6 protein-coding genes are annotated in these 11,828 nt (G+C 36.2%); 1 reads left to right on the plus strand and 5 read right to left on the minus strand.

Annotated elements, in window-relative coordinates:
• A partial coding sequence (locus J690_RS21525; RefSeq protein ID WP_032007636.1) for an IS3 family transposase occupies positions 1-223 on the plus strand: 223 nt, incomplete at its 5' end.
• A 497-nt stretch (positions 224-720) separates the two neighbouring features.
• On the opposite strand, the gene J690_RS21530 is transcribed toward J690_RS21525, so the two are convergent.
• The 5 genes from J690_RS21530 to J690_RS21550 form a co-directional block, all read right to left on the minus strand.
• The gene (locus tag J690_RS21530) at positions 721-2,061 is read right to left on the minus strand and encodes a hypothetical protein (RefSeq protein WP_032038298.1); all 1,341 of its coding nucleotides are present in this window, start codon (positions 2,059-2,061) and stop codon (positions 721-723) included.
• A gap of 77 nt (positions 2,062-2,138) precedes the next feature.
• Positions 2,139-2,663: an SMI1/KNR4 family protein gene (locus J690_RS21535; protein ID WP_032038301.1), complete on the minus strand. Its 525-nt coding sequence runs from the start codon at positions 2,661-2,663 to the stop codon at positions 2,139-2,141.
• Positions 2,664-8,360, minus strand: a complete 5,697-nt coding sequence (locus tag J690_RS21540) for a two-partner secretion domain-containing protein (RefSeq protein ID WP_032038303.1) — start codon at positions 8,358-8,360, stop codon at positions 2,664-2,666.
• Between the two features lie 46 nt (positions 8,361-8,406).
• Complete coding sequence (locus J690_RS21545; protein ID WP_032038305.1) at positions 8,407-10,146, minus strand: ShlB/FhaC/HecB family hemolysin secretion/activation protein; 1,740 nt, start codon at positions 10,144-10,146, stop codon at positions 8,407-8,409.
• A gap of 346 nt (positions 10,147-10,492) precedes the next feature.
• The gene (locus J690_RS21550; RefSeq protein ID WP_032038307.1) at positions 10,493-11,713 is read right to left on the minus strand and encodes a chloride channel protein; all 1,221 of its coding nucleotides are present in this window, start codon (positions 11,711-11,713) and stop codon (positions 10,493-10,495) included.
• Between the last annotated feature and the right edge of the window lie 115 nt (positions 11,714-11,828).

Here is an 11,828-nt window from a genome sequence, read left to right on the forward strand (position 1 = left end):
AAGTATGTCTCGTAAAGGAAATTGCTTAGATAATGCTGTAATAGAAAGCTTCTTTGGAATATTAAAATCGGAGTGCTTTCATGGTGAAAAATTTCAATCAACTGATGAGTTAGAGAAAACTATACGAGAGTACATTCATTATTATAATCATGAGAGAATCAAGGTGAAGCTACAAGGTTTATCCCCTGTACAATATAGAAACCAGTTTTTAAAAACTGCTTAACTAACTGTCCAACTTTATGGGGTCAGATCATTCCGCCGCAGAGGGGGCACGCAGGGATTTCCACAAAAAAGTTACTACTTTTTCGTGTACTTTGGCTGATGGTCTGCTAAAACCAACTGGCAATGTAGGCCAGCCCGCAAAGGATAGTATTCGCTCTTGTTGACGTCAAGCGTGGGAAATGACATTTGCTTTAAAATAGATCATTAAAAGTAAAGGGAATTAATTCAAACTTTTTTGTTAAAAATTGGTTTATAAAAAAACAAATCGATTATCGAAAATGGGCTTATATATTCATAAAAAAAGAATATAGCTTCCATGCTTTATTAATTTCATAGCTACATAGCAAACTATAGATTAACTTTAGAGATGAATTATGTATTGGCTTATTTTAAACATAAGTCTTTTTAACGTAACCAGAATAGTAAAAAGGGATATACTTAAAAAAAACTAGCCCTTATTAGAGCTAGTTTTTCAATCTTCACACAAATAAAAACTTATCAGCCTACCAGATCATTTACCCCTAGATGGGCAAATTTACCATTTATGGTACGACCATCATCTAACTGCACATTTTTAAATTCAATGGTTCCTTCTGATTCATTGACAGTTACACCAGTACAATGATCATTTGTCAATTTACAATTCCATTTCAAATGAATATTTACATTCAATTGATCCTTTTTAGGTCTTTGATACGCTACATTTGCTTTTTTAGTAATAGTATCGTATTTCACCGTAAACTCGAGATCAGACTTATGATCTCTACTCATAAAACGAAAATATTTACTTTCATTTTCTGCATATGCAGCTGCCGCAACTGTTTCATCAATTTTAAAAACTTCACTTCCTACTGTAACTTGCCCATAAGGAATTTTTTTCTCGAAACCGCCTGAGACATTTAATTCAGGAGATGCAACATATTCAATAGGGTTCGTAAATGAATTATTGATAAATTTAAAAGTGGTTAAACCATTTTCATAGTCCGTGTTTAATGTGAAATCCCGATTAAAATATCCTTTGTATATATAAACTTCTTTAGGCTGTTCATTACTAAAATAATTCCCCTCTGTTAATATGAACCTATCATGTTCAGGATCCAGAGGATTAGAAAAGTTAAAATAATATTCTTTATCTGTGTTAAAAGTTAAGACAGAACTGGTTGTCCAATTCATAAATCTTTGTATTGTCGCCAGCTTACCATTAACGACTAAATCTGATTTAGCTGGATATTCATTAAAACGTTTCGTGTTCCATACTGGCCAATCAGAATTTACTTCGAATTTAATAGAGCCGTTAATTTTGGCAGTCGAAGCAAAGCCAATATTATTTAAACGTCCTGATACAGCACCATTTGCGCTTATAATAAAGTAAGTTTTACCATCACTTTGTTTTTCGAACTTATAAGAAAATGTATCACTACATGAGTTTCGGCACTGGACAGCCAAATGCCCTTTATCATTCTCTGAATAGCTAAAAACTCCAACCTTATCACCTTTAGGATAAAAATAAAGACCAGCCAAATTGTTAATATGCGCAGATAAATCATTACTTGGAGTAAGAATCTCTAAATCCCACATACTATTATTTGAAGCGGATGCCTCAATTACACTGTTTGTATGAAATGGTGAGAACTTAATAGTTGAGTTATTAGTAACTCCTGAATTTTCAATTTCAAAATAGCCATGTGCCAAATCTGGGCTTAATACAGACGCTTCTACAATAGGCTTCGGTAAAGGTGTATCTGATGTCGCTGAATCATCCCCACCACCTCCACCACATGCAGCTAAAAGAAGAGAAAAAAGTGCTAGGGGTAATAGTTTTATGTGATTATAAAGCATAAAAAATATTCACTTTTATTAAAGATTTAAATTAAACTCAGAGAGTCTTTTGAACGATTCATTGAGCTTCTATAAAATTATGTTTTTGTTCGTATCTCCCAAAATTTATCGCCTTCAGAATTAACATAGTCCGTTATAAAATTTTCAAAGTTGGCTGAACAATACCAATCTGAGCGATTATCAAAAGGTAAAGCGATAAGTACAGCGCCATAATCCTTACTTTCAGGATCACACCTTAACAGTAACAAATCTGAATCACCATAAAACTCACCAATTATCAAATCCCCCTTAGTGAAGTCTTTAGGTCTTAACTCTCTATAATATTTATTAGATGACTGTAACTCATCAATACTAAATATTCTCGCTCCCCATTGCCCATATTCCTCATCCTTGAATAAATCAGCCCCATTACTAACTAAGAGGAACTCCTTAAACTCTGTTGGTAATTGCAAATCGATATCACCAAATCTATCTGGTGAAATACCATTATTCAAAATACAACGAAACTGAAAAAAAGTTTTTTCTCCTCTATGAACAGCATGCTTTGGCTCTTTACTCCAAAGAGTCTCTATTTTTCTTAATGCTTCATTTAACAGCTTCATTTACATATTTCTCCAAAAAGAATTAAACTCCTGTTGATGTGTTTTTCTTTGCACAGGTGTTAAATTCCAGAATTCATTTGTTCCACCAAACTCTCTAGGTTTAATATGATGAATATCATATTCAGACCAACCACCACGCGGAGTTTCATAACCTCGTTTATACCACTCCTGAATAAACTTACCACGTTCTTGCGCTCCCCAAGAAACACGACTTAATTCAGGTACTTTTTTTAAGTCACCAACTGGAAATGATATAGTTCTTCCTGTTCTTAAATCGGGTACATTCGGATAAAAATCACCTGCCTTATTTAAAATTTCACGATTTAGCCCAGCAGAATAATTTTTTCCAATTATATTCTTTTCGGATTTCAGAATATCAACATTCTTGCCTGCTTTTAAATCAATACCTATTAGCAAATCAATTGCTGCAAATGCTCTATCCCCAGGTGTGGATGTAGGGCTAATCAATGTTTTGATATTGTCCCCAATATCAATTACTCCCTGAACACCTTCTTCCTTAAAAATCTTAATAACATCGTCGGGTTTAAGATTTGCTCTTACTGAGGCTGGCATATCAGTAATTCTTTTAGCTACTCTATATGCCGCTTTTCCTGCGGTTGTTGCAAGCTTACCCAATGTGTTGTTTTCAACAGCTATATTCGCACTATTTGCCGCAGTATTAACATCGTATCCAGCAAAAGCAGCTGTCGTACCCGCAATAAGTTTACTTGTATCCTTAATTTTTGTTCTTTCGGCATCTGTTAGGTCGAGTGCAGTTTTACCCGCTGGAATCATAAGCTCTGCAACTATTTCACCAACCCCTGCTCCAATTGCACCCGCTTCACAACTCTGTTTTGTAGCTGCCGCCGTAGCACACCCCACAACAGCATGGGCAATTTTATGAATTGTATATTCAAATATGTTCGGATCGACTTTATCTAAACTCGTTCCAATCTGACTAGCCAACTCTCCTTGTAATGCCCCTGCTAGACCTGCAAGTAAGGCAACCTGTAAATTATCTCCCAGATCTCCACCATTAATTGCAGTTTGTACTAAAGTTGATCCTACTGAAGATGCAAAATTGTTTGCCAATCTGTCTGACAGAAGAGTACTGTCTGGTTTTAAATTTAGAGCAGTACCAACTTGACTTAATAAACCTGCTGTTACCACAGATGCAGCCAGATTTTTAATGGAGTCTTTACTTCCCATCTCTTTTAGGGTCTTACCAATATCCCCACCGTTATTAATCAGACCAATACTTGCCTGAGCAGCTAGACTCGTAACTGCTGCATTTGCCATTACCCCTAATGTTGATGGAACAATTGCTCCTGCTGCTGTGGTCGTCACTCCAGCAGTTCCAAGCATACTTGCACCCAGTCCTACAGTTGTACCACTTGCTGCGGTTCCCCCCGCTGCTCCAGCCGCTGCAGCAGTACCTGAACCCATCGTAGCAATTGTCACAATGATAACAATAATGGCAGCTCCAGCCGCTGTGAGACCTTGTGATTTATAATCCCAATCCTTTTGGGTTAATAAAACTGTTTGCCAATCTACATCTTTGCGGTTTACTAAATCTTTAAGATAGGCGCTTCCCGGTTGATTTGCTAATTTTAAAATTGCATCACGTAATTCGACTTTATTAACATCTTTTTCACTAATAGGAACTTGTACACTTAAACCACCTGCTGCATTAAAAACTGGGGGTTGTGGTCCATTAAAATTAGGGAGCTGCGCAGTTTCAGTAATTGATCCTTTGTCCTGCATAGACTGCCAGACAACAGAGTTCTTTTTTCTATTTAGGCTTTCTTCAACTAGATTCTTAGCAGGAACTAAAGTAATCGTTCCCCCTGCCTCAATTGTGGCACTTTTGAGATACGTAAACTCGGTCCCTTCAAGTCTTGTGTCATATCCTGATTTTGTACCAATATAATCAGCTTTTAATTTTGCAGGTATTTCTGTAGTTTGATTTCTGGTTGCATTGGTTTTTGATGTACCAAGATTAATCCCTAACCATGAAGATTTTTTAACCTGATTTACGTTTGAGTTATTCACAGCAGCTACAGTTAAAAAATTCAGGTCTCCGCCAGATCGAATTGAAATTTTTCCACCATTAGCATTAAATCGTGCAGAATAAATATCTACAGATGTATTCAGAGCAGGATCTCTTGTACCATCTGCTCGTAACGGGTTTTTAAATTGGCTGATAACGTTAATATTCTTACCATAAATATCAACAGAAGCAGGTGTTACAACATCTCCAATCGTTGTTGTGGTGGTAGTTTTTTTCTTACCATACCACGATCTTTTCGTTTCTATTTTTGTACTACGGTCATATAAAGTTTCAAGTGCCGTATCAAACAATATACTTTTATCTGCTTCAATATTTACATCACCTTGAGCAGAATTAATCCCTACTCCTTGCAGTACTAAATTGTCATTAACAGTTTTCCCTATAGCACGTATGTTTACCCCTTTATTTCCATTTATATTTGTTGGGTTTACATACTCTCTATAACTATAATTCTGGTCAGTATCCTTACCTTTTTCATACACATCTAAATTACCATCAATAATGATACTTGCACTTATTTCTTTAGCAGCAGTACCTTCTTTTTTTGCAGTGGCTCGATATTTCCCATTTAAAACACCCTGAGCTTGAATATTGACTATCCCTTGTTTTGCATCAATATTTGCTCCGGTAATTGAAACTCCCTTTTTTGAAGAAATATTAATATTTCCAGCATTAGAGGATAACTCGCTATTGAAGTTTTCCACTCCAGTGATCGTATTCGCGATAAAATTCTTCTTTTCCTGATCATCCTGACTGTTGATTAAATCTTTCTTCTTGGATACGCCATTGACTTTATCAGCAATCCCATCAATCACAAGGTCTCCCTTTGTTGAAACGATATTGATATCTTTTTGAACATTTATTTTTGTTCCTTTAATATCGACGCTTGTACCTTCTAAGCTAAGACCACCTTTCCTAGAGATGATGCCAACAAAACCTGCTTCATTTAGATTAGGTGCAAAATTTTCACCCTCAATCCTTATGGCTCCTTGTTTAGACCGAACATCAATATCACTTTCTGCAACTAATGTGATTGTGTCATGCCCATGAGTTGGTTTAATGACAAAGTCTTTATCAAGCTGAATCGACAAGTTACCGTTTATATTTTTTAGTTTAGTATCTAATTGAAGTAACTCACTTCCAGTTGCTCTAAAATCTATTCCATTATTTGACAGTTGATTTGCCTCAACAATAACTGCTCCACCATACCCTTGCCCATCAATACTTCCGCTACTAATTGCAGATAAAACACCTTTAGCATCTAAAATATAATTTTGATAAGCATTGATATTCCCCTTCGAGCTTAGGGCAATATGTTGATTTGCTCTGGTATTTGTGCGTTCTAATATAAGATCTTTATCAGAGTTTATTTCAATATTTTTTGTGGAGTTTAAATCAATATCATGTACTTGAGCATTGTTTCCTGCCCGAATTGATATTCCACCATTCGATGCATTAATTACACCGCTGCTTATATCTAAAACTCCGGTTTTACTCCACAAAATTACGTCTTTTGCATTAATAAAACCTGATGCAACTGCAGCTTTCATACCCGTGGTATAGCCATTATTGCCATCTAGTGTTAGATCCCCGCCAGAAAGAAGTAATACATTTCCATCTGTAGACTTAAGATCCACCGTATTTATTTTTGTAATAGCATTTTCGCCTTTTGACCCTAGGACAATTCCATTTTTTGCATTTATTCTATTTTTTAGGGTATACCATCCATCATTTTGAGTCTCAAAATTTACATTCCCATTCCCCAAAATTGAAACTTTACCTTCAGATGAGCTTACATTGAGACTTTTTGCATACAGGTTCCCGATGTCAGTTTGCACATCAATATCTTTTTTTGTCAGTAAGCTTGTATCGGTGCGAAGGATAAGATTATTTTTTGCAGCTATATTTATCGTACCTTGTGTTTTTAAGCTCACAGGACTGACATCATTACCGATCTCAATATCATTATCAGCGTATAGATTTATATTATTAGAATTTTCCTGAACAATAGAGCTATTTAGTTTTATATTTTTTGCGCCCTTAATATTAAAATCTTTTCCAGCATAAAGCTTGGTATTATTAATACCTAACAAAGAACTTGCAGTATTACCCAAACTTATTAAATTTACATTTCCAGCTTTAGACTCAATGCTGGAGTTAGCAATATTTAAATTATTTTTTGATTGGATGCTAAGATCATTATTACTAGTGATCCCTTTTCCATTTTGTATATCAATATTATTGTTTGCTAATAGAGAAATATCACCTTGACTTAAGATGTTGCTGTCCTTTCCTAAGTTGAAATTCAATGAGTCACTATAGATGCCCCCTCCGACTCCAACATTTTGAACATTTACACCATTTTGTAAGCTAACATCTCCTTTAGCCGATAAGAAAATAGAGCTTATCGTTGTTCCTAATTTATCTATTTTCCCTCCATTCAATGCCAAGTTTCTATCTGAACTTATAAATATATTGCCATTTGATTGGATTGCCCCCGAAGAGGTAAAATCTCCATTATTTTGACTAGATAAATTTAATACAGAATTTTGGCTACCTGTAGTTTTGATGGTTCCGCTATTTTCAATTTTCCCTGCACTTGTAATTACCATATTGTTGACTGCCTGAATGGTCCCTGCGTTAGTCACGCCCAAACCTTTTTCAGTTCCCATCAAATAGATGTTGTTGGCATACATCCCACCCAGAGCTTTAACATCCACAGCCAATGTCGGTGCAGTTCCAGTACCTGTTTTAGAGGTAACATCCTGCAAATCTGCACTGACATTATTTGCCCCGGCAATCACCTGAATATCATTTTTGGCACGTAGTTCAGCACTAAGTTCTAATGCACGAGCATAGAGGTCCACATAGTTTGTATCATTATTATTTCCCCCTAATCCAAACTTAGAGTTAGGATTTGCTGAAACCGTAATTCTTCCTTGATCAACTGTGAACTGTTTGATACTGCCATCAGCATTTAATTGAGGTTTACCCGTAGTAAAAATTGCCTTATTGGCATTAATAAAGCCACCGCCTTTAATGTTAATACCAGACGGGTTGGCAATAATCACATCTGCCATTTGCCCTGCGACTTCTAAGTTACCTTCAAATCTTGAAGCAGCTGTTGAATTTACCTCATTTAAAATAACTCGCGCTTCACCAGTCGCTAAAAATGGGTTTGCCCCTACGGCCCCTACTGTTTTGGTGGTTGCTCCTGTTCGACTGTTATTTAAAACAGCACCTTCAGCCAATACATCAAACTGTTTATAGATATTGTGGGAAATACCATTTTTGGGCGTCTGAATGTTAACCACTGGAACTGTTGTGCCTGCTGAGTTCTTACCAGCACCAATGACTGCTCTATTCGCAGCATTTGCTGCACTATCTGCGACAATAGCAGCATAGACAGGAGCAAATGGTACTAATAAGCTAATACTTGCTACTAATGCCTTGACATGCCACAGTTGATGAAATGATTTTTCTTGTCCTGATGATTGTCCCGAACGCTCTATTTCTGAGGAGGTAGATTGTCCTGCCGCCTTGCTCTGGCTTCTAACATTCTCCGCAACAGCCATAAACATGTTACGAGCTTTGTTAAAAACAATTCGATAAAGATTTTTATTCATAAGTCAGTTTTCTCTAATTAAAATTAATTTTGTTTCTTAAGGAAACTTAATAAAAAGCATTTAGACTAAATCCAAATATCCAGTCTTTTTTTATACTCTGCGGAGCGATTAGGCCTCGCCCTGTAAAGGCATCAATATAAAAATGGTTCAGATAACTTCGTAGACCTACGACACTCCCCATTAGATGGCGCTGCCCAGCAATACTGTTCTTACCGTTAACCCAGCCCTGATCTACGGCAACATACATTTGTGTATTTGGAATTTTTGTATTTACGCTGATTTCCTGTTGTAAATACTGTCCGTTATCGCCTGATAGCATCAGTTCACCATCAAAACCTCGAACGCTATAACGACCACCGATATAAAAACGATCATTAGGTACTAAAACTCGTGGAGCATATTGTCCACGCCAGTTCAAACGGTATTGAGCAGGGGTATCTAAAAGCAAAAATGGCATTTGAAAACGTAAATCGGCACTCCATATCGGTGCACGTGAATACCCTTCTGACGGTAATGGATTTTTATCAATGTCCTTAATTTGTTCTTCTGGTGCTAACAATGCATCAAAGGCACCGGTACCGTGCCGATAATCCAAACCCGCATCTAATACAGCATCACCCAAATATTGCCGATGTTGTATCCCCGCATTCCAACCTGACGTTTTTCTACGTTGAACTTCGATTTCAATATCATCAATAAAGTTTGAATTTTGCTTATGGTAAAACTTGCCATAGAGACTGGTTTTATGTTGACCACTCCGGCTAAGCACTCGAGATAAATTAAGATTCTCCTGCTGACTTAAGCCGTGATAACGCAATACACCATTTGCACCTAATACATTTTGCTCATATTGATAACGGCTATAGCTTGTACTGAAATCATAGTTTCCTAATGGAACCTGATAACTTACAAAATAGTTTTTATTTAAGTCTCGATGTAAGTTGTCTAATGAATGACTAAAATTAAAAGAAAGAGAATCATTTAAATAGAATGGATTATTAATATTGAGTCCCAGACTACCTATATAACGACCTGTATCTTTACTCCCTGAATTATCCAGACCAAAATTTAAATTGATTTTTGATTGTGGCTGTAACTTAATAATCAGATCACTATACCCTTTAGCTTCCTGAACAGACTCATTTGACGGCACAATTTGTATATCTACCGTATAAGCTCGTTTTAAGTTTTCGAGACCCTGATCAAGTTGTTGTAGATTAAGGACATCGCCTTTTTTAAATGGTAAAGCTGCTTTAAGTTGTAATAAGGAGAGTTGCTCACCTTCTACGATGATCTTACGTAAACGCCCAATCTGTACACCAAGCCGTAAAGAGCCTTGCTGAATATCTTGAGGATCAACAGTAACCTGACTGGTAATAAAACCCTTTTTAATCAACTCATTTTGGGCGAAATTAACGAGGTTATGTAAGCTTTGTGTACCAATACACTTGCCAATAATCTTCTGCGGATGATTCCAAATTGTCCGAAGCATAAAGTGAAATTTATAGTGTTCAGGGTCCTGTAACGTCTTTCTATCAAAATCAATATTCTTGACCTTAACGCATGGCTCTTCCGAAACGACTATAGTTTTAAAATCCTGCAATTGGGTAGTGACAGGTTTAGGTGCAAGCTGAGTGATTTGCTCTTCTAATTGTTGATTAAGCTCTTTTAAACGTTGTTCCTGACGTATACGATCTGGTAAAGAAATATCATCGATAGCATAAGCATGTGTAGCTAACCCATACAAAAGAAAAAAAGCGTGAGTAAAAAAAATTTTGTTTTGCATAAAATGTTATTTTTAATTTACCAAATGGATAAAAAATCAAACAAAAACTACATGAAACATTCACAATCAACAATAAATGTCATAAAAAATTCATAATTGAAACATTTTGGAAATTTTTTAAATATTTTTAATTTTTATTAATGTATACCTGTGGTTTAAATATTTAGGAAACAATAGTTGTTCATTAAAATTAATTTCCATCTTCTTTTATAAAGATATAAATTCAATTCTTTTCATATTTTTAGAAGTATTTCACTTACTAGGCCAATTTTTATCATTATTAAAAAAAGAAGATTTAATAGGAGTTAAGCAACCTAAAACCACTCAACTCCTTAGAAAGGCTTAATCAATCCATCAACTTTTTACGGCGATATAACCCACAATTTCCAGAAAATAGCGCTGCCAACAAACAAGTAATAATGGCGTAAGTCGCAACATTCATTCCAAATAGCTCAACAGCTAAAATAATAGATGTTAAGGGTGCCTTACTCGCCCCTGAAAACAGACTGACCAAACCTAAGCCAGCAAGCAATGAAATTGGCAGATTTAAAACCGCTCCTAAAGCATTACCTAATGTCGCACCTACATAAAAGAGTGGCGTAATTTCACCACCTTTAAAGCCTGAACCTAAAGTGATGGCTGTAAAAATAGTCTTATTAAAAAAGTCGTAAAACTCAATCGGTACATAAAAAGATGAAATGATTTTATCTGTACCCAAACCGTTGTATTGCTGATGCGCAGTGAACAACGTAAGTAGCATAATGACAATACCACCCGCCATCGTTCTTAATGGCAAATAACGCACATATTTATAAAAGACGTCACTCGCAAAATGAATGGCGGCAATAAAGAAACGTGCGACTAAACCAAAGATCAGACCTGCCACAATTAAGTTCATGAGCGTGCCAAAATGAATGGCTGGAAACTCACTAATCACATAAAAAATATGCGGATGAACAATATCAAATAGCTCAGGGATAGCCGATGCAATCAGAGCCGACACAAAACATGGAAAAATAGCTGAGTATCTTAAATTACCTAAAGCAGTAATTTCTAAACCATAGATTGCACCCGCTAGAGGCAAGCCAAACACCCCTGCAAAGCCTGCACCAATACTGGCGATTAAACAGATTTTTCGGTTATCTTCCGAGATTTTTAATATATGGCTCAAGTGATCAATTAAGGCACCTGAAAGCTGGACTGCTGGTGCCTCACGCCCTGCCGAACCACCGAACAGTTGCGTTAAAATTGAAGTAATAAAAATGATGGGGCTCATTCGTTTTGGAATAAACGACTTAGGCTGGTGAATTTCATCTATGAGTAAATGAGTTCCGCGTTCAATTGGTGATCCATATTTTTTAATGAGATAGCCAATACCAAAACCCACAAAAGGCAAAAAGTAGATGAGCCAGTGATGCAGGCTTCTAACTTTGTTTGAAATATCAAAAGCCACAAAAATTAAAGTCGAGGCCAACCCCGCGACGACTCCAATCACAATTGAGATGACGAGCCAATAGACACTGTATTTTAGAATTTGATCATATTCAGATGAAGGTAGAATTTTCATTCGCTTTCTTCAATTCGCCTTTGAGTGAGTGCCAAATTCTCAAATTATTTTTATGCTGCCAGCTCATTAAGTGAGAAATGCTTAAACTGGGCTAAAAATTAAAGCCCGCATAAGC

Origin of the sequence: Acinetobacter sp. 742879 (genome assembly GCF_000588535.1) — a bacterium.
GTDB lineage: Bacteria > Pseudomonadota > Gammaproteobacteria > Pseudomonadales > Moraxellaceae > Acinetobacter > Acinetobacter pittii.

Excerpts from the sequence above, each read along its gene's own strand:
- J690_RS21545 (WP_032038305.1), bottom strand. The coding sequence starts at position 10,146 with ATGCAAAACAAAATTTTTTTTACTCACGCTTTTTTTCTTTTGTATGGG.
- J690_RS21530 (WP_032038298.1), bottom strand. The coding sequence starts at position 2,061 with ATGCTTTATAATCACATAAAACTATTACCCCTAGCACTTTTTTCTCTT.
- J690_RS21535 (WP_032038301.1), bottom strand. The coding sequence starts at position 2,663 with ATGAAGCTGTTAAATGAAGCATTAAGAAAAATAGAGACTCTTTGGAGT.
- J690_RS21550 (WP_032038307.1), bottom strand. The coding sequence starts at position 11,713 with ATGAAAATTCTACCTTCATCTGAATATGATCAAATTCTAAAATACAGT.
- J690_RS21540 (WP_032038303.1), bottom strand. The coding sequence starts at position 8,360 with ATGAATAAAAATCTTTATCGAATTGTTTTTAACAAAGCTCGTAACATG.